Here is an 18,580-nt window from a genome sequence, read left to right on the forward strand (position 1 = left end):
GCTGGGCACGGTCACCCAGGCCGTACTGCTGCACGCGGCGAGCCCGATCGCGGTGGTCCCACCCGCGCCACCACAGCAGTAGCCGCGCCCGCGGAACAGCCCGGCCTGAGTCCCGCGGGAGGCCAGGGCATCTTCGGATACGCGGACCTCCGCTCCACGGGCACCACCTGGGAGCTCGCCTTCCGTGGCGCGAACGGTACTGTGCTCGGCCCCCGCTGCAGGCTGAGCGCGAGCCTGGACAACAAGTCGTTCCAGTGCCCCACAGGCATCGCAGCCGCTCGGCGAGCCGACCGGCCGGACAAGCCCGTGGGGGTCCGATGAGCCGGGTGCAGCGGCGTGTGGGACGGCACGCGGGGGTGTCGGTCGTCCTCGCGGCCTGTCTCCTCGTCCTGGCGGGCGCGTCCGGTGTCTTCGCGGACGCCCGCGGTCGCGCGGCCGTCGCCCCGGACGACTGTATCGCCACGCCTGCCGAGTACAAGGCCGCGTGGGACGCGCGCCAGGTCCGGTGCGTGTCACCGTCCCTGTTCGCCACCACGCACACCCGAGGCGACACCTCCCTGTACCCCAGCGGCTTCCAATACGCGTGGGCCGGCTCCCACACCAACCTGGAGCGGTACCTGGAGCTGCGCAGACGGTACGGCGATCACCCGCCGAAGGTCGGACAGCCACCCCCGGCAGCCACCCCCAGCAGTACGGAGGGACGCGGCACCGCTACGATCGGGCGGGGAATGTCGGCGTTCGACCGCTGTGGCGGAACGGCCGCCGCCCCACCGGGCGCCCGCAGGTCACTCACCGGGGCCCGGGCACGTACCATGGCCGCATGTCGTTCCTCCGCCGCCGCAGCGCCACCCCTGCGGGACCCGACTTCGACGTGCTGGCCATGGACCCGGGCGACTGGCCGGGCAACCTCGGCGCGGGCCTGCTGCCCGCCCCTGACGGCACCTGCCAGGGCGTCTTCCTGCGGTACGACCTGTTCGGCGGCCGCGGCCCCGCGATGATCATCGGCAATCTGCCGGAGGGCTCCCCGGCCCGCGAGGTCGCCGAGGGAGAGATCCCCTTCGAGGTCGGCCAGCTGCTCCTGGCGCTGGAGAACGACGAGGAGGTCACGGTCGTCGGCACCGAGGACACCCCCGTCCTCCAGGGCGACAACCTCCTCATCGTGCGGCGCCTGAAGCTCTCCGAGAGCCGGATCTCCTGCGTGCAGTTCGACCGCAGCGACGGCGTCCTCGTGACCATCGCCGCCTGGGACCGCCCCATCACCGACGACCTGTACGCCCTGCTGAAGCCGCTCCCGGCGGAGCTTTTCCAGCAGGGCTGAGGCACCCGTCCCGGCTAACCGGCCGAGCCCTGAACGGTCACGTCCGCCGCGCGGACGAACTCGACCCGGTGGCCGTACTGGATCTCGTAGTACAGGTCCTTGCCGACCACGACCCGGTGCGAGTCGGTGGTGAAGGTGACCGCGTAGTAGTACTCGCCCGGCACCTCGTCACCGACCACGTACTTCTGCCCGGCCGGGATCCGGTACGGCAGCGGCACCACCGACTGGACGGGGACGCCCGCCGGATAGGCCTCCTTCTCCGGGTAGGCACGGCCGTACACCGGGATGCTGTCGAGGCCGTCCTTCGGGGTCACCACCAGGCCCTTCGCCGGTACCGCCGTCGGGTGCCTGTGCGGGTTCTGGAACCAGGCCTTCTGCCCCAGGTACCAGATGGCCGTCCAGTCGCCCCAGTGGTCCGCGACCGCGTACTGCTGGCCGGTGGACACCCGCGAGGACAGGTCGTTGACGTCGATGGTCGGGTCCTTGCCCAGGCCGACGTCCTTGATCAGCGGCGCGTTCGTGTCGTGGTCCGAGTACAGCCGCACCTCGCTGGAGCCGTGCGCGGCGCAGGGCTGGCCCGACGCGGCGCAGCCCGTGTACGTCGGCTGGTTGGCCGAGTAGTCCGGCAGGACCGTCACCAGTCCGCCCTTCTTGCCCGCCGTGCGCTTGAAGGGGTGGCCCAGCAGCTGGAAGTAGTGGCGCCAGTCCCAGTACGGCCCCGGGTCGGTGTGCATGCCGGGGACGGTGGAAGCGGTCGGGCCGGGCACGTTGTCGTGGCCCAGGAGGTGCTGCCGGTCCAGCGGGATGTCGTACTTCTTCGCAAGGTACTTCACGAGCCGCGCCGAGGAGCGGTACATCGCCTCGGTGTACCAGGCGTCCGGATCGGTGAGGAAGCCCTCGTGCTCGATGCCGATCGACCGGGCGTTGATGTCCCAGTTGCCCGCGTGCCAGGCCACGTCCTTCGCCTTGACGTGCTGGGCGATCAGACCGTCGGTGGAGCGGATGGTGTAGTTCCACGACACATAGGTCGGGTCCTGGATGAGGTTCAGCACCCCGTCCCAGGCGCCCTCCGTGTCGTGGATGACGATGTACTTGATGGCCTGCGACGCCGGGCGGTCGCCGAGGTCGTGGTTGCCGTAGTCGCCGTTGCCGAACTGGGCGTAGGGCGCCCAGATCGCCTCGCAGGACACCGACTTCGGGCATTCGACGCCGTCCGCGGGTAGCGAGCCCAGGCCGGCCCGCCGCAGCTGGGAGGTGTCCGGGGACACGCCGGGCCGGGCGTCCAGGGCGACCAGCTGGCCGTCGTCCGTGGTGCGCTTCTCGCCGGTGCGCAGCACGTCGTACACGTCGTTCGCGTACGCCGCCGCCGTCGCGCTGTCGTCGGCGCCGGAGAAGCGGGCCACCGCGGCGTACCAGTCGGCCGGGTCGGTGCTCAGCGGCTCGCCCAGCCGCTTCTGTGTGGCGGCGAGCAGGGCGGCTCCGCCGGACACGTTCGCCGCCGGGTCGGTGCGCAGCCGCGCGGCCGGGATGCCGGTCAGCTCCGCGGCCCGCGGCAGCGTCTTCAGGCGGGCCGGCAGCGCGGACTCGGCCGGCACCTTGACGTCGGGGTGCAGCGCGGCGCGGGCGCTGTCGCCGCGGGCGTCCTCGGTGCCCTGGGCGAGGTGCTCGGACGCGGCGATCGCGGTCCGGGCGTCGGTGAGGTGCATGGGGCCGTAGCCGCCGCTCACGCTGGGCGCGCCGGCGTGCCAGTCCCAGCGGGACTGGAGGTAGGAGACGGCCAGCAGGACGCTCTGCGGTACGTGGTACTCGCTCGCCGCGGAGGCGAACGCGCGCTGCAGCGTGCTCGCGGAGGAGTCCGGGGCGCTCTGCGCGGGGGCGGCGCCGAGCAGCGGCAGCATCAGGGCCGCGCAGGCGAGCGGTGCGGCGGCGCGCCGCAGATGTCTGTTGCCGGGTGTGGACGTGGGGTCGGTGGCGGGACCTGGCACTGCGGCCTCCTGTGACGGGCGGGCTCGGCGGGGCGTGCGGCGCCGAGCTGGGTCAGTGGTACCGGCTTGTCGACGATCCGTCAATGATGCCGTCAGAGCGGTGATTTCCCACGTCACGGAGGGTTCCGGCGAGTTTCGCGGCGGCGGTGGCCGGGCCTGCGATGCGTCACTGGCATATACCAGTGGTCGCCCCGGTCGTGCCGCCGTGGACACACGAAGGTCCGCGGTGCGCCGCCACTCCGGGCGCACCGCGGACCTTCGTCCCCGTCAGCGAGTGCCGACCGCCGCGCGGACGGCCTTGCGGGCCATCTGGCAGTCGTCGTGCAACCGCCTGAGCAGCAGCCGTTGTTCCTCGCCGGACGTCGCGGCACCCGGGGGAGCCGCGCTCGCTGCCGCCGGGGCCGGGTCGTGCATCGAACGCTGGACCGCCGTCTCGTACGTCCGGATCTCGCGGGTCAGCAGGAGCATCAGGTTCACCAGGAAGGCGTCCCGGGAGACCGGGCCCGCCGACTGGGCGATCTGGCTGATCTGCCGCCGGGCCACCGGCGCGTCCCCGAGCACCAGCCACAGCGTCGCCAGGTCGTACCCCGGCAGGTACCACCCCGCGTGCTCCCAGTCCACCAGCACTGGACCGGCCGGTGAGAGCAGGATGTTCGACAGCAGGGCGTCCCCGTGGCAGAACTGCAGCATGCCGTGGCGGCCCACCTCGTGGGCGATGCCGTGCAGCAGCTTCTGCAGGTCCCCGAGGTCGCGGTCAGTGAGCAGGCCCAGCTCGTGATAGCGGGAGATCCGGGCGCCGTAGTCCAGCGGCATGTCGAACAGTCCCGCCGGCGGCCGCCAGGCGTTCACCCGGCAGACCGCGCCCAGGGCGGCCCGGATGTCGGTGCGCGGTGGCGCCTCCATCGGATGCCGCTGGAGCGCCGCCACCCGGCCGGGCATGCGCTCGATCACCAAGGTGCAGTTGTCCGGGTCCGCCGCGATCAGCCGGGGCGCCCGGACCGGGGGCCGGTGCCGGACGAACGCGCGGTATGCGGCTATTTCGTGCCTGCTCCGCTCGGCCCAGGCGGGGGAGTGGTCCAGCAGACACTTGGCGACGGCCGTGCTGCGTCCGGTCGTCCCGACGAGCAGGACGGATCGTCCGCTGCGCCGCAGCACCTGGACCGGGGCGAACTCCGGACAGATGCGGTGCACCGAGGCGATCGCGGTGCGCAGCTGTGCGCCCTGGGGGCCGGACAAGTCGAGTCTTCCGCTGAGCGGTTGGGAGCCGGGCTGCCCCGGGGCCCGCCGCGGCCGGCCCGCGCCCAGCACGGGACCGCCCGGACGCGCCGCCGGATCGAGGTACGGCCCACCGCCCGCCGGGCGGGAGCGCAGCGGCCGGGGCGGGGCGGACACGGAGGACGATGCTGCGTACATGGGAGATACAGATCCCTTCGTGTGCCTGCGGTGCCTGCCTGTAGTCCTTGCGCCCAACCCGGCCCGGCCGCCCGGCCGCACCCTGGGGAATGCGGCCGCAGGACCTGGAGACACCGTGCACACCTGGAGACGGTGCACCCGGAATCGCCAGGAAGCGAACCGGGTCGGGGTGGCGCACTCCTACCTGACACCCGTCGCCCAGTGGCACACCATCTGGCGGACCCTGGCGAACCGTGGCGAATAGTCGCCCGGCAACCTCCGCAGGGCTACTGTCAACTCAGCCGAGTACCTGGGGGCTTGACGTGAGCGGACAACCCAACACCCGCCTTGCGGACCTGTTCGGCCTGGCCGGCTGGTCGAAGGGCGAACTCGCGAGGCTGGTCAACAAACAGGCGGCGGCCATGGGCCACCCCCAGTTGTCGACCGACACTTCCCGGGTGCGGCGGTGGATCGACATGGGAGAGATCCCGCGCGATCCCGTGCCGCGGGTGCTGGCGGCCCTGTTCACCGAGCGTCTCGGCCGTGTCGTAACCATCGAGGACCTCGGTCTGGTGCGGCACGGGCGTACGGGGAAACGGCCGGGCGACGGGATCGAGGAACATCCCGACGGAGTGCCGTGGGCGCCCGAGCGGACCGCCGCGGTCCTCACCGAATTCACGGGAATGGACCTCATGCTCAACCGACGCGGCTTGGTGGGCGCGGGTGCCGCGCTCGCCGCGGGATCCACACTCAGCAGCGCCATGCACGACTGGTTGCACACCGACCCGGCCCTGAAGGCCGACGCCCCCGTCCTCCACGATCCCCTGCACGCCGACCCCGCTGGGTTCGACCGCTACGAGGCCGCTCCCATCGGGTCGCAGGAGATCGAGGAACTGGAGCGCTCGGTCGGGGTGTTCCGCGCCTGGGACGCGGCCCGCGGCGGCGGGCTTCAGCGCAAGGCGGTCGTGGGCCAGCTCAACGAGGTGGGCGGCATGCTCGCCTACCACCACCCTCCCCATCTCCAGCGGCGCCTGTGGGGCGTCGCCGCCAACCTCGCCGTCCTCGCGGGCTGGATGTCGCACGACGTCGGCCTGGAGCCCACGGCACAGAAGTACTTCGTCATCGCCGCCCACGCCGCCCGTGAGGGCGGTGACCGGCCGCGCGCCGGCGAGGCGCTGTCCCGGGCGGCCCGCCAGATGGTGCACCTGGGCCGGCCCGACGACGCGCTGGACCTGATGAAGCTCGCCCAGTCCGGCTCCGGAGACCGCCTCCAGCCGCGGACGAAGGCGATGTTCCACACCATCGAGGCCTGGGCGCAGGCGTCGATGGGCAAGGGCCAGGCGATGCGCCGCACGCTCGGGCAGGCGGAGGACATGTTCGTCTCCGAGCGGGGCGAGTCCGAACCGCTGGACTGGATGCAGACCTTCAAGGACGAGGACCTGTACGGCATGCAGGCGCTGGCCTACCGCACGCTGGCGGAGTTCGACCCGAGCGCGGCCGTGCACGCCCAGTACTACGCGGAGAAGGCCCTGGCGCTGCGCGTCGACGGCCGGGAGCGGTCGAAGATCTTCGACCATCTCTCCATGGCCTCGGCCTGCTTCATCGCCGACGACCCGGAACAGGCCGACCGCTACGCGCGGCTGGCCCTGATGTCGATGGGTTCGAACTCCTCCCGGCGGACCTGGGACCGGCTGCGGGAGATGTACCGGCTCACCGCGGAGTACGCCGAGTACCCGAAGATCCACGAACTGCGGGAGGAGATCCGGCTCGCCCTGCCCAAGCCGAGGCCCAGGAGCGACGACAGCGCACAGGCATAGGGGGCCTGTGCGCCGCGTTCCCGGAGCAGCGCGCTTCCGGGTGGGTCAGCTCAGTCGGTGATCCTGGCGACGAGCACGCACGCGTCGTCCTCGCGCCCGGTGTCGCCGAACCCTTCGACGACCGTCCGCACGCAGTCCTGCGCGGTGCGCGCGGTGCGGAACCGCGGGGCGAGCCCGAGCAGTCGGTCCACGGCCGCCGTCCCGGCGTGCCCGGGCACGAGCCCCTCGGTGTGCAGCAGGAGCACATCGCCCGGTTCGAGGGTCGCGTCGGTCTGCTCGTAGACGGCGCCCGAGGTGGCGCCGAGCAGGGCGCCGTCCGGCGCGCTCAGCACGCACCCCGTCCCACCGCGGTACAGCAGCGGGGCGGGGTGTCCCGCCTGCGCCCAGACCAGGGTGCGGGTCTCGGGCCGGTAGCGGCAGCAGACGGCGCCGCCGAGCGCGGGCTGCACGGTGGTGTCGAGTAACTGGTTGAGCATGGTGAGCAGTTGGCCGGGCAGTGTGCCGGCCATCGCCATGCCGCGTACGGCACCGAGCAGTGTCGCCATGCCCGAGGCGACGGCCACCCCGTGTCCGGTGAGGTCGCCGACGCTGAGCAGGGTCTCGCCGTCGGACAGCTCCAGCGCGTCGTACCACTTCCCGCCGATCGGCGTGCCGCCGGCGGAGGGCAGCCGGTGGGCGGCGAGGTCCAGGGTCCGCGGCCCCTGGTGCGGGAGCCGCAGGGTGCCCCGCCAGGGCGGCAGCACGGCCTCCTGCAACTCGGCGGCGATCCGGTGCTCGGCCTGCTCCCGCCGGCGGTGGTGCTGCAGCGAGTCACGGGTCTCGCGCACCGTGAGCCGGTGCCGGCGCAGTTCGCTGACGTCCCGCAGCACGGCCCACATCGAGGTGGTGCTGCCGTCGGCGCCGAGCACCGGCTCGCCCATGATGTGCACGGTCCGCACGGAGGTGTCGGGCCGCACGACACGGAATTCGCCGTCGATCGGCCTGGCGTCGACCAGGCAGTCCGTGACCATCGAGGTCAGCTTCGGCCGGTCCTCCTCCAGGACCAGGGAGGGCAGTTCGTCCAGGGTGAGGGCGGGCGCGCCCGGGTCGAGGCCGAGGATCTGGTACAGCTCCCCGGACCAGATCGCCTCGTCGGTCAGCAGGTTCCACTCCGCGCTGCCCACGCGGCTGAGCAGCGATCCGCGCGGGGCGCCCGCCGGGGCCGGCCGGACGCCGAGCGGCTCGGCCGGGTCGGCCCGGGTGGGCGGCGCGGGGGCCGGGCCGTCCCGCAGCTGGGCCAAGTGGGCGTCCAGGTCGTCCAGTTGGTGCAGGGCGAGGTCGTACAGGGCGCGCTGCCAGCGTTTCTCCGGGTCCGCACTGTCGCTCCGGGTGTCCCGCCGTACGGCGTCCACGTCGCCCTTGAGCCGCCGCGCCTGCGATATCAGCGCCTCTACCGAGCCGCGCCCGGGTGGCTGGGCGGATGAGCGGTCCGCGGAGACTGGGGACGGCATGTCGCACTCCGAAGGGGGACGGTACGGCCAAGGAGGACGGGGGGACCGGTTACGACTGTTGCACAGCCCGCGACGCCTCGTAAGGGATTTGGCAACACACGATACGGTGGTGCTTCCGGCATATGCCAGAGTCTTTCCCGGGTGATCCGGGGGTACGGATGACGTACGCGTTCGATGCGTCAAGTCGTAGAGCGCTTACGTGAGTTGACCCGCCGCACCCGTCTCGGTGCCGTGCTCAATCCCTTGTTCGACGCTCGTGTGTTCCATGCGCCCTCGATCGGCCCGTATGCATCGAACTCTGACCGGATTTGGCGCCATGCGCCATGCCTGCGCGGACTCCATTAAGGCATGGACAACAGTGTGGAACAGCCCGCCCACGCCCGGCTCATCACCGCGGAGGACGAGGAGATCCCGGTGTCGGCCACCCTGCGCTACACCGCGGACGACCCGCTCGCCGTCCACGTGGACTTCCCGGCCGAGGTCGCGCTGGAGGGCGCGGAGGTCACCTGGACCTTCGCGCGCTCGCTGCTCGACCAGGGGCTGTGCACCCCGGCCGGCCGCGGGGACGTGCGGATCTGGCCCTGTGGCTCCACCCGCACCGTCCTGGAGTTCCACTCGCCGCACGGCCTGGCCCTGCTCCAGTTCCCCGCCTCCACGCTGCGCCGGTTCCTGCTGCGCACCCACGAGCTGGTGGCGCCCGGCCAGGAGGACGTGGCGGGCGTGGTGGAGCGGGGCCTGAGCGCACTGTTCGGCGGGGTGTAGCAGCGGCCGGCGTCCTTCTTCCACGCCGTCGCGCACGGGCAGGCCGGTACGGCCTCGCGGCGACCGCCGACGTGGCCTGCCGACGTGACCTGCTGATGTGACCCGCGGGCGTGACCCGCCCGACGTGATCGGCCGACTTGACCGCCGGCTTCCGTGCGACGTGAACGCGTCAGCGGCCGACCTCGGCGTACAGCTCCGGGCGCGGCGCGAGGTCGACGGCCACCCGCCCGCCGTGCTCCAGCGCCCGGACCCCCGCCTCGGCCACCACGGAGGCCGCGTACCCGTCCCAGACGCTCGGGCCGGTCACCTCGCCCCGCCGGGTGGCGTCGACCCAGGCCTGGACCTCGCGGTCGTAGGCGTCGGCGAAGCGCACGAGGTAGTCCTGCGCCACCTCCTCGCGGGCGCCGCCCCGGGTGGTGACCACCATGGTGTGCTCGTCGCCGATCCGCGCACTGCCCGCCTCGCACACGGCCTCGCAGCGCACCTGGTAGCCGAAGCCGCAGTTGACGAAGACCTCGACGTCCACCAGGGCGCCGCGCTCGGTCTCGAAGAGCACGAACTGCGGATCGGCCAGGCCCTCGGGGGCGCCCGTCGAGGGCACCGGGCGCAGTACGGTCACCGCCGTCAGTTCCTGCCCGAGCAGCCAGCGGGCCGCGTCGATCTCGTGCGAGACCGAGCTGTTGACGAGCATGGCGCTGGTGAAGCCGGGCGGCGAGGAGACGTTGCGGTGGGTGCAGTGCAGCATCAGCGGCCGGCCGAGGCTCCCCTCGTCCAGCAGGGCCTTCAGTCGCCGGTACTCGGCGTCGTAGCGGCGCATGAAGCCGATCTGCGCCAGCCGGCGGCCGAGTCGTACCTCGGCCTGGACGATCCGCAGCGCGCCGGCGGAGTCCGGCACCATGGGCTTCTCGCACAGCACCGGCAACCCCCGGGCGAACGCGGCGAGCAGCGCCTCCTCGTGCGCGGGACCGGGAGAGGCGATCAGCACGGCCGACACCCCGGGCGCGTCGAGGGCGGCCTCGGGCTCCGCGTGCACGGTGACACCGGCGAGGCCGGCCGCGGCCTCCTTCGCCCGCTCGGCGTCGGGGTCGGCCACGGCCGCGACCCTGGCGCCGCTGATCACCCGGTCGAGGCGACGTATGTGGTCGGCCCCCATGTGCCCGGCCCCCAGTACCGCCACACCCAGCAGCTCGGTCATGCGCGCACTCCTCTCGCCGACGATCACGCTGTAGCGTACGCCGACGAGAGAGCGCTTTCCCCGGGGCCTCGGCCGTGCGGTGCCGCGACCGGCACTCAGAAGCGCAGCACCCCGGCGATCCCGTCCTCCTCGCCCAGCGTGCCGTCGGGCACGAAGCGGACCTCGGCGCCGGTCTCCAGGCACTGCTCCACGATCTCGTCCACGATGTCGTCGCGGGCGTCCAGGTCGCCGGGATCGGCCGGCACCAGGTGCTCGCCGAGGTCGCGGACGGTCGCCCGGTAGCTCTCCTCCACGGCGAGCAGTCGCACCCGTCCCTCCCGGGCGCTCTGCCACAGCTCGTCCAGCCCGGCCGCGAAGGTCCGGTGCCCGCGCGCGGAGGTCAGCTCCCGGACCACGGAGGAGGTGTCCCTCGTCTCCTCGGCCTCGAGGACCGGCCGGATGGCCTGCCACACCGTGTCGGGCCCGGAGTGGGCGAGCCCGCCGTGCCGCACGTGCACGGCCGCCTTGGCGACACTGCCGACCTCGTCCAGGAGCGAGAGCGCCGCGCGCTCGCCGGTGACGTAGAGCGGTCGGGGCTGCTCGCGCAGGACCGTGCTCATCGCGGTGTCCGCCTCGCGCAGGAACTGCCGGGTGCCCTCGTCGCGGAAGGTGCTCGGCAGGTCCCCGATGCGTTCCTGCCGCTCGGCGTCGAAGTTCTGCCGGCTGCGGACCAGCGGGAAGCCCCCGGAGTGGTCCTCGACGACGCGGTCCACGCCGCCGCTCCACAGGGTGACGCGGTCCGCGGAGACGGACATGACCCAGAAGGGCCGCTCGGCGGCCTGTGCGGCGACCAGGTTGCGGGTGAGGAAGGTGTCGGAGAGCACCACGCGCTCGGGGACGGCGCGGGCCAGCGACCAGACCTGGTGCTCGCCCGGGGCGGCGAAGATCACCAGACCGTCCTCGGCGTGGGCCAGGTCCACCTCGGCCAGCGCGCGGTCGAGTTCGGCGGCGACCTCCGCGCGCCGCTCACGGGTCACGGCCGGGTCGGTCTCCAGACGCCTCCTGGCCTCGGCCACCACATTGCGCAGCCGGACCGGATCCTGGCCGCTCTCGGATCCGCGGCGGTGCGTCGGGGTCAGCACGGACACCGCCGGATAGGGCCGCGGGCGCCGCAGTTCGGCAAGGGTTGCGGGACTCAGTGCGTGCTCCATGAGAACACCGTAGGACCGATTCCCGTGTACGGCATTCGGGGTGATCCGGGCGTCCTGAACTCCCTTGGATTCCTTGGCCGGGCCGATGACGCGGGACCCTGCAGGCAGCTACCGTACTCGTCGGTAACCGGACCGCAGCGCACCCCAGGAGGCCCCCATGCCGCAGCTCGAAGTCGACGGAGCGGCCCTGACGTACGACGACGAGGGCCCCCGCGACGCGGCGGGCGTCCCCCTGGTGTTCATCCACGGCTGGACCGCCGACCGGCACCGCTGGGACCACCAGATGGCGCACTTCTCGCAAGGGCGCCGGGTGATCCGGCTGGACCTGCGCGGGCACGGGGACAGCACCGGGGCCGGGGTGCGCCGGATCGCGGAACTGGCCGAGGACGTGCTCGCGCTGCTCGACCATCTCGAGGCCGAGCGGTTCGTGCTGATCGGCCACTCCATGGGCGGAATGATCGCGCAGACCATCGCCCTCGCCCATCCGGACCGCGTGGCGGGCATGGTGCTGGTGGGCTCCATCGGCCGGATGACGTACAGCCGCGGCCGGGGCCTGCTCATGGCGGCCTCCACCCTGGTGCCGTTCAAGCTGTTCGTCGCCGCCAACATGAAGCGCGCGTTCGCGCCCGGGTACCCACGCGAGGAGGTCCGCGCGCACATCCGCGCCGCGGCCGGCACCCCGCGCGAGGTCGTCATGACGCTGTACGGCGCCATGCGGGCCTTCGACGTCCTCGACCGCGTCGGCGCGATCCGCACGCCCACCCTGATGGTGCACGGCTACCACGACATCCAGTTGCCGGTGCGGCAGATGCTCCGGATGGCCAGGGCCTATCCGAACGCGATCGTCCGCATCCTGGACGCCGGCCATGAACTGCCCGTGGAGAAGCCGGCCGAACTGACCGAGGTGCTGGACTGGTTTCTGACTGCGAAGCTGTAACGAGCACCGTCCTTGGGGAAGTTTTTGCCTGTGGCCGGTTCCTGGCACCCTCGGCCCGGGCGTAAAGCGCAGTCTTGATTTCGCGGAGGCAAAACGCGGCCGAAACCATGGTGGCGGGAGCGCCGGCCGCGGTGCCGCCGCGTTGACCGGCACCGAGTGCCTGACGGACGCTCGTCAGACTCGTCAGATAGGTGTCCGATGCAAATGGTTCGCCGGTCGGCCCCCGACCACCCCGGAGCGGCAGCCGAGCGACGGGCCGGCGGCCGGCCGGAGCAGGAGGTAGCGCATGTGCGGCATCACCGGATGGGTCTCCTTCGACCGTGACCTGACCACCGAGGCCACCACGCTGGATGCGATGACCGAGACCATGGCCTGCCGGGGCCCGGACGACCGCGGCACCTGGGCCGAGGGGCCCGCCGCCCTGGGCCACCGCCGGCTCGCCATCATCGACCTGCCGGGCGGCCGCCAGCCGATGTCCGTCCGGACCCCCGAGGGAGCCGTCGCCCTGGTCTACTCCGGGGAGGCCTACAACTTCACCGAGCTGCGCCGGGAACTGGAGGGCCGCGGCCACCGGTTCACCACCGACTCCGACACCGAGGTCGTGCTGCACGGCTACCTCGAATGGGATGACGCCGTCGCCGAACGGCTCAACGGCATGTACGCGTTCGCCGTGTGGGACGGCCGCCGGGGGAAGCTGGTGATGATCCGCGACCGCATGGGCATCAAGCCGTTCTACTACTCCCCGACCCCCGACGGCGTCCTGTTCGGCTCCGAACCCAAGGCGGTCCTCGCCCATCCGCTGGCCCGCCGCCGCGTCACCCTGGACGGGCTGCGCGAGTTGTTCGTCATGATCAAGACCCCCGGGCACGCCGTCTGGGACGGCATGCGCGAGGTGGAGCCGGGCACGGTCGTCACCGTCGACCGCTCCGGCCTGTCCACCCGGGTGTACTGGCGCCTGGAGACCCGGCCGCACCCGGACGACCGCGACACCACCGTCGCCACCGTGCGCTCCCTCCTGGAGGACATCGTGCGCCGCCAGCTGGTCGCCGACGTGCCGCGCTGCACCCTGCTCTCCGGCGGCCTCGACTCCTCCGCCATGACCGCGCTCGCCGCCCGGCAACTGGCCGAGCACGGCGAGAAGGTGCGCAGCTTCGCCGTCGACTTCGTCGGCCGGACCGACAACTTCGTCGCCGACGAGCTGCGCGGTACCCCCGACAGCCCGTTCGTGCACGAAGTGGCCCGGCTCGCCGGCACCGACCACCAGGACATCGTGCTCGACGCGCAGTCCCTCGCCGAGCCCTCCGTGCGCGAGCAGGTGATCCGGGCTCGCGACCTGCCGGCCGGCTTCGGCGACATGGACAGCTCGCTGCTGCTCCTCTTCCGCGCGATCCGGCAGAAGTCCACGGTGGCCCTGTCCGGCGAGTCCGCCGACGAGGTCTTCGGCGGTTACCTGCAGTTCTTCGACGAGGAGGCGCGCCGCGCCGACACCTTCCCGTGGCTCGCGACCATGGGGCGCCACTTCGGCGAGGACGCCGTCGTGCTGCGCGCCGACCTCGCCAAGACCCTCGACCTGGACGGCTACGTCGCCGACGGCTACCGCACCGCCGTCGCCGCCGTGGACCGCCTGGACGGCGAGAGCGACTTCGAGTACCGCATGCGGCAGATCAGCCACATGCACCTGACCCGCTTCGTCCGCGCCCTGCTCGACCGCAAGGACCGGATGAGCATGGCCGTCGGCCTGGAGGTGCGGGTGCCGTTCTGCGACCACCGGCTGGTCGAGTACGTGTACAACGCCCCGTGGGCCCTGAAGTCCTTCGACGGCCGGGAGAAGAGCCTGCTGCGCGAGGCGACCGCGGACGTGCTGCCGCGCTCCGTGTACGACCGGGTCAAGAGCCCGTACCCGTCCACGCAGGACCCGCGGTACGCCCGCGCCCTGCAGGACCAGGCCAAGGAGCTGCTCGCCCGGCCCTCGCACCCCGTCTTCGGCCTGGTGGACCGCGACCGGATCCGGCAGGCCGCCGAACGCGAGGCACCGGTCAGCACCCAGGCCGCCCGGCGCGGCCTGGAGCGCATCCTGGACCTCGCGGCATGGCTGGACCTCTACTCGCCGGAGCTCACCCTCGGCTGAGCCCGACGGCCCGGTCGGCGGCCGCCGTCGAGGGCTGCCACCACGTCGTCACCGGCTCCCACACCAGCACGCGGGTCCCGGTGCCCAGCGTCGCGGCGGTGAAGGAGCGGCCCCACTGCGAGGACGACGCGGCGACGCCGATCGCGCCCACCCGGCGGGCCTCGGGGTCCGCCGGGTCGCGGATGGTCCGGACGTCGGCGTACGCCGTGCCGCCCGCGGCGAGCCGGAGGGTGCCGCTGCCGCCCGCCGGCAGCGGCAGCGCGGTTCCGTCCAGGTTCTCGAAGGTCACCGTGGGCACGCGGTCGACGGCGCAGGCGCTGCCGCCGAGGTTGGTGACGCTGACGCGCAGCACCGTCGGCTCACCGGCGACGGCCTTCGCCCGCAGTGCCAGGGACTGCGCCGGGCAGCGGGCGGGCGGGTGATGAGCGGTGGCCGCCTCGCCCGGCGGCGCGGTGAGCATCAGGGCCGCCGCGGCGGCGACGGCGGCGGGTACGGCGATGGCGGCGCGGATGCGCATGGTGGTTACCCCCTGTCACGGTCATGTACGGGATCCGGCGGCCTCAGTCGGCGGGGTCGGTGGTGGTGCTCCAGTTCTTCCCGTCGGCAGGGCAGGAACTGCCGTTCGCGGGGAGGGAGCCGTACAGCAGGAAGTCGTTTACCTTGCGGTGCACGCACTTGGAGGAGCCGTACCCGGTGTGGCCGTCGCCCTTGTTGTCGAGGACCACCGCGGAGGAGCCGAGCCGCCTGGCGGTCTCCTCGGTCCACCGGTACGGCGTCGCCGGGTCGCCTCGCGTGCCCACGAGGAGCATGCGCGGCGTGTCGACGTTCTTCACCCGGTCGCGGATGAAGGTCGTGCCCTTCGGGCGCCCGTAGCACATCAGCAGCTGGGTGAGGCGGTAGCGGCCGAACACCGGGGAGGCCCGGTCGTAGGCGGCCCGCAGGTCGTCCAGGTCCCTCGCGATCCGCGCCGCGTCGGGCCGGTCGGGGTCGTCCGCGCAGTTGATCGCCATCAGTGCGGCCGGCAGGTTGTCCGCCGGCACGTCCTGCGGATCGACCAGGCCGCCGTTCTTCGGGTGCCGCGCGCGGGGCAGGCCGTTGCTGCCGGTGGCGAAGCTCAGCACGCTCCGGGTGTCGCCGTCCTCCGTCAGCGAGGCGAGCGCCCGCTCCAGCGACGGCCACAGCTCCTTGCTGTAGAGGCCCTGCCCCATGGCCCCCACCAGGTCCTGGCCGGACAGCGCCCCGCCGAGGTCCGTGGGCAGCGGGTTCCGGTCGAGCGAGCGCACGAGCCGGAGCACCTCGCCGTCGGCCATGCGCCGGTCGTGACCGAACGGGCAGGCGATGTCCGTCGTACACCAGTCCAGGAAGTCGTCCAGCGCGGTCTGCTGCCCCTCCGCGCCCGCGATGCCCTGCTCGGACAGCGGCTCGGTGAGGGTGTCCACGCCGTCCAGGGCCAGCCGGCCGACCTTGTCCGGGAACTGGGCCGCGTACACCGCGCCGAGCCGCGTTCCGTACGAGAACCCCAGGTAGTTGAGCTTCTTGTCGCCGAGCGCCTGGCGGATGACGTCCAGGTCGCGTGCGGCGTTCACGGTGCCGATGTGGGGCAGCACCGAGCCGGAGCGCCGCGCGCACTCGTCGGCGGTCTGCCGCAACTGCTCCAGCAGCGGCCGCGGATGACTGATGTCGGCGTGCTCGCCGCTCAGGGCCGAGAGCGGGTCACCGTCCCCGCCGCAGCTGACGGGGGAGGAGCGGCCGACGCCCCGCGGGTCGAAGCTGACCACGTCGTAGCCGTTGGTCAGGTCCATGAACTGCCTGCCGTCGCTGGCCAGTTCACTGATGCCCGCACCGCCGGGGCCGCCGAAGTTCAGGAGCACCGAGCCCTGTGACGTCCCGGTGGCGCGGTAGCGCGCCAGGGCGATGTCGAGGGTGTCCGCATCGGGGTGGGCGTAGTCGAGGGGGACCGTCACCCTCCCGCACTCGAGGTCCTTCGGCATGTCCGCGCCGGTGCAGGCCGCCCAGGTCACCTTCTGCCGGTAGAAGCGGGACAGGGCGGGTTGACCGGCCGCCGACGCGGTCGCGGGCAGCGTCGATCCGAGCAGGGCCAGGGCGAGGACTCCGGCACCCGCGCAGCGCCGCACGGCGGGCCGTGTGGACAGCATGGCCAGCATCGATCGCCTCCCGGGGCGCCCGCAGCCGGGCGGGTCGGCGCCCTCCCGATCACCATAAGCGGGCCCCGGACGGCCCGCCTCCCGACGAGCGGGACGGCACCCGGTGCCGTAGCGTGCGCCCCGTGCGTCCCCGTTCATGATCATTCGGCGGCTTTGCCCGCGGTTCGATAACCGTGCCACTCGATGGGGTGAAAGGCCGATAAGCCATAACTCGGATGGTGCGCCTGCGTTTTACGAGGTGCGGGTGAGTGCCCGCGACCAAGTCTGGAAGGCAGGATCCTATGAGACGGGCTACCCGAAACGGTGTGATCGCCGCCGTCGCCGCCTCCGGCGCGGTGGCCGTGGCGCTGCCGGTGTCCGCGGCGTTCGCGGCCGACGGCGCCACCGCGGACGGCGCCGCGGTCGGCTCGCCCGGGCTGATCTCCGGCAACGCTGTCCAGCTCCCGGTGCACGTCCCGGTGAACGTGTGCGGCAACACCGTGGACGTCGTGGGGCTGCTCAACCCGGCCTCGGGCAACGCGTGCGCGAACGGCGGCGGCGCGGACACGGGCACGGGCACGTCGGCCGCGTCCGGCGGGGCCGCGGCCCACGGGGGCGCCAAGGACTCGCCCGGGGTGCTCTCCGGCAACGACATCCAGCTCCCGGTGCACGTCCCGGTGAACGTGAGCGGCAACAGCGTGAACGTCATCGGCGTGGGTAACCCGGCCCACGACAACACGTCCGTGAACGGCCCGAGCGAGCCGACGCAGCCGCGCACCCCGGCCCCCGCGTCCCACCCGCGTGCCCCGGAGCCCGCACCGGTGGCGGCCACGCTGGCGCACACCGGCGCGGACCTGACGGCCCCCGCCCTGGCCGGCAGCGCGGCGTTCATCGTCACGGGCGCGGCCCTGTACCGCCGCTTCCGTCCCGGCCGGAGCCACTGAACCCGCGGCAGCCGGGAGACCCCACCGGACGCCGGCCCGGTGGGGTCGGATGCGGTCACCGAACCGACCGGCGAGCCGGCCGCTCACGGCTCCGCCGTGCCGCGCCGCCCTCCGCTGTGCCGCCTTCCGCCGTGCCGCGCCGCCCTCGGCCACGGGTGGCGCCACCCCGCGCAACGACTCCACCGGATGCCGACGGACCGGACTCCGCAACGGAGCCGGGCCGAACTCCCCTTCCGGAGCGCCCTGTTGCCGTCGGCCACTCGTGCGGCGCGCAACGGCCGATCCCCCCATGGTGCCGCCGCGGTTGATCCGCAAGGATGCTGATCGCCAGTCAGCACCCGACGCAACCGGAGCGCACCGATGACTTCTCCCTCCCCCCACGACCTCGTCGTCACGCAGGCCGGCCTCGCCGACTGGCCGGTGATCAGCGGGTGGGCCGCGGCGGAGGGCTGGAACCCCGGGCTGTCCGACGGGCCCGCGTTCTTCGCCCAGGATCCCGAAGGGTTCTTCCTCGGCCGCATCGACGGGGAGCCGGTGTCGGCGATCTCCGTGGTGAACTACGGCCCCGACTACGCCTTCCTCGGCTGCTACCTGGTCCGTCCGGACCTGCGCGGCCTCGGGCACGGCCTCACCACCTGGAAGACCGCCCTGGCCCACGCGGGCAACCGCACCGTCGGCCTGGACGGCGTCGTCGCCCAGCAGGACAACTACCGCCAGTCGGGTTTCCGGTTCGCCCACCGCACGATCCGGTTCACCGGCACCGTCCGGGAGAGCCGGAGGCCCGTCGGCACCCGCCCGGCCGCACCCGCCGACCTGGCCGCGATCACCGCGTACGACGGCGCCTGCTGCCCGGCCGACCGCCCGCGCTTTCTCGCCGAGTGGCTCTCCGGCCCCGGCCATCGCGCCTTCGTCCGCCACGAGGGCGGCCGTCTCACCGGCTACGGCGTGCTCCGCCCCGGCCATGACACCCTGCGCATCGGCCCGCTCTTCGCGGACACCGCCGAGGACGCCCGGGCCCTGTTCGCCGCGCTCACGGCCGAATCCGCCGGCCGCGAGGTCGCCGTCGACGTGCCCGAGCCGAACGCGGCCGGCATCGCGCTCGCCGAGGCGGCGGGCCTGCGCCCCTCGTTCGAGACCGCCCGCATGTACACGGGCCCGGTGCGCGCGCACGCCCGGGAGCGCGTGTTCGGGGTCGCCACGCTCGAACTGGGCTGACCGACGCGGGGCCGGAAGCGGGGCGGAGGCCAATTGCGTTGCCTCGCTGCGGCCCCTGTGATC

14 protein-coding genes are annotated in these 18,580 nt (G+C 73.0%); 7 read left to right on the plus strand and 7 right to left on the minus strand.

Annotation, left to right across the window (positions count from 1 at the left end; genetic code table 11):
• Positions 1-820: 820 nt before the first annotated feature.
• A complete protein-coding gene (locus ACLU3S_RS19030) occupies positions 821-1,318 on the plus strand; it encodes a hypothetical protein (RefSeq protein WP_070026621.1) in 498 nt (165 codons plus the stop codon).
• 14 nt (positions 1,319-1,332) lie between these two features.
• Here the strand turns inward: ACLU3S_RS19030 and ACLU3S_RS19035 are convergent, their stop codons facing one another.
• Complete coding sequence (locus ACLU3S_RS19035; protein ID WP_413953094.1) at positions 1,333-3,303, minus strand: N-acetylmuramoyl-L-alanine amidase; 1,971 nt, start codon at positions 3,301-3,303, stop codon at positions 1,333-1,335.
• A gap of 267 nt (positions 3,304-3,570) precedes the next feature.
• On the minus strand, positions 3,571-4,716 hold the full coding sequence (locus ACLU3S_RS19040; RefSeq protein ID WP_413953095.1) for an aminoglycoside phosphotransferase family protein: 1,146 nt from the start codon (positions 4,714-4,716) through the stop codon (positions 3,571-3,573).
• Positions 4,717-5,018: 302 nt separating this feature from the next.
• On the opposite strand from ACLU3S_RS19040, the gene ACLU3S_RS19045 reads away from it, so the two are divergent.
• Positions 5,019-6,512 carry a hypothetical protein gene (locus ACLU3S_RS19045; protein WP_413953096.1) on the plus strand — a complete coding sequence of 498 codons (1,494 nt, stop codon included), beginning with the start codon at positions 5,019-5,021 and terminating at the stop codon, positions 6,510-6,512.
• 50 nt (positions 6,513-6,562) lie between these two features.
• Here ACLU3S_RS19045 and ACLU3S_RS19050 read toward each other — a convergent pair whose 3' ends face one another.
• Complete coding sequence (locus ACLU3S_RS19050; RefSeq protein WP_413953097.1) at positions 6,563-8,002, minus strand: PP2C family protein-serine/threonine phosphatase; 1,440 nt, start codon at positions 8,000-8,002, stop codon at positions 6,563-6,565.
• 348 nt (positions 8,003-8,350) lie between these two features.
• On the opposite strand from ACLU3S_RS19050, the gene ACLU3S_RS19055 reads away from it, so the two are divergent.
• The gene (locus tag ACLU3S_RS19055; RefSeq protein ID WP_413953098.1) at positions 8,351-8,764 is read left to right on the plus strand and encodes an SsgA family sporulation/cell division regulator; all 414 of its coding nucleotides are present in this window, start codon (positions 8,351-8,353) and stop codon (positions 8,762-8,764) included.
• Positions 8,765-8,933: 169 nt separating this feature from the next.
• Here ACLU3S_RS19055 and ACLU3S_RS19060 read toward each other — a convergent pair whose 3' ends face one another.
• Complete coding sequence (locus tag ACLU3S_RS19060; protein ID WP_413953099.1) at positions 8,934-9,959, minus strand: Gfo/Idh/MocA family protein; 1,026 nt, start codon at positions 9,957-9,959, stop codon at positions 8,934-8,936.
• Positions 9,960-10,054: 95 nt separating this feature from the next.
• On the minus strand, positions 10,055-11,149 hold the full coding sequence (locus ACLU3S_RS19065; protein WP_413953100.1) for a chemotaxis protein: 1,095 nt from the start codon (positions 11,147-11,149) through the stop codon (positions 10,055-10,057).
• Positions 11,150-11,306: 157 nt separating this feature from the next.
• On the opposite strand from ACLU3S_RS19065, the gene ACLU3S_RS19070 reads away from it, so the two are divergent.
• Together ACLU3S_RS19070 and asnB are read left to right on the plus strand one after the other, a co-directional pair.
• Positions 11,307-12,086 carry an alpha/beta fold hydrolase gene (locus ACLU3S_RS19070; protein WP_413953101.1) on the plus strand — a complete coding sequence of 260 codons (780 nt, stop codon included), beginning with the start codon at positions 11,307-11,309 and terminating at the stop codon, positions 12,084-12,086.
• Between the two features lie 286 nt (positions 12,087-12,372).
• Positions 12,373-14,214, plus strand: a complete 1,842-nt coding sequence (asnB, locus tag ACLU3S_RS19075) for an asparagine synthase (glutamine-hydrolyzing) (protein WP_413953102.1) — start codon at positions 12,373-12,375, stop codon at positions 14,212-14,214.
• Here asnB and ACLU3S_RS19080 read toward each other — a convergent pair.
• Both ACLU3S_RS19080 and ACLU3S_RS19085 read right to left on the minus strand, forming a co-directional pair.
• Positions 14,201-14,731 (minus strand): DUF4232 domain-containing protein, encoded by a 531-nt coding sequence (locus tag ACLU3S_RS19080; RefSeq protein WP_413953103.1) that lies wholly within the window; start codon positions 14,729-14,731, stop codon positions 14,201-14,203. The genes asnB and ACLU3S_RS19080 overlap by 14 nt on opposite strands.
• Positions 14,732-14,774: 43 nt before the next feature.
• Positions 14,775-16,379 carry an alpha/beta hydrolase gene (locus tag ACLU3S_RS19085; RefSeq protein WP_413953104.1) on the minus strand — a complete coding sequence of 535 codons (1,605 nt, stop codon included), beginning with the start codon at positions 16,377-16,379 and terminating at the stop codon, positions 14,775-14,777.
• A gap of 281 nt (positions 16,380-16,660) precedes the next feature.
• Between ACLU3S_RS19085 and ACLU3S_RS19090 the strand changes: the two genes are divergently transcribed.
• Entirely contained in the window at positions 16,661-17,302 is a 642-nt protein-coding gene (locus tag ACLU3S_RS19090) for a chaplin (protein WP_413953105.1), read from the plus strand.
• Positions 17,303-17,662: 360 nt separating this feature from the next.
• Positions 17,663-18,517 (plus strand): GNAT family N-acetyltransferase, encoded by an 855-nt coding sequence (locus ACLU3S_RS19095; protein ID WP_413953106.1) that lies wholly within the window; start codon positions 17,663-17,665, stop codon positions 18,515-18,517.
• Positions 18,518-18,580: the final 63 nt, after the last annotated feature.

The organism is Streptomyces sp. AF1A, assembly GCF_047340315.1.
Classification (GTDB): domain Bacteria; phylum Actinomycetota; class Actinomycetes; order Streptomycetales; family Streptomycetaceae; genus Streptomyces.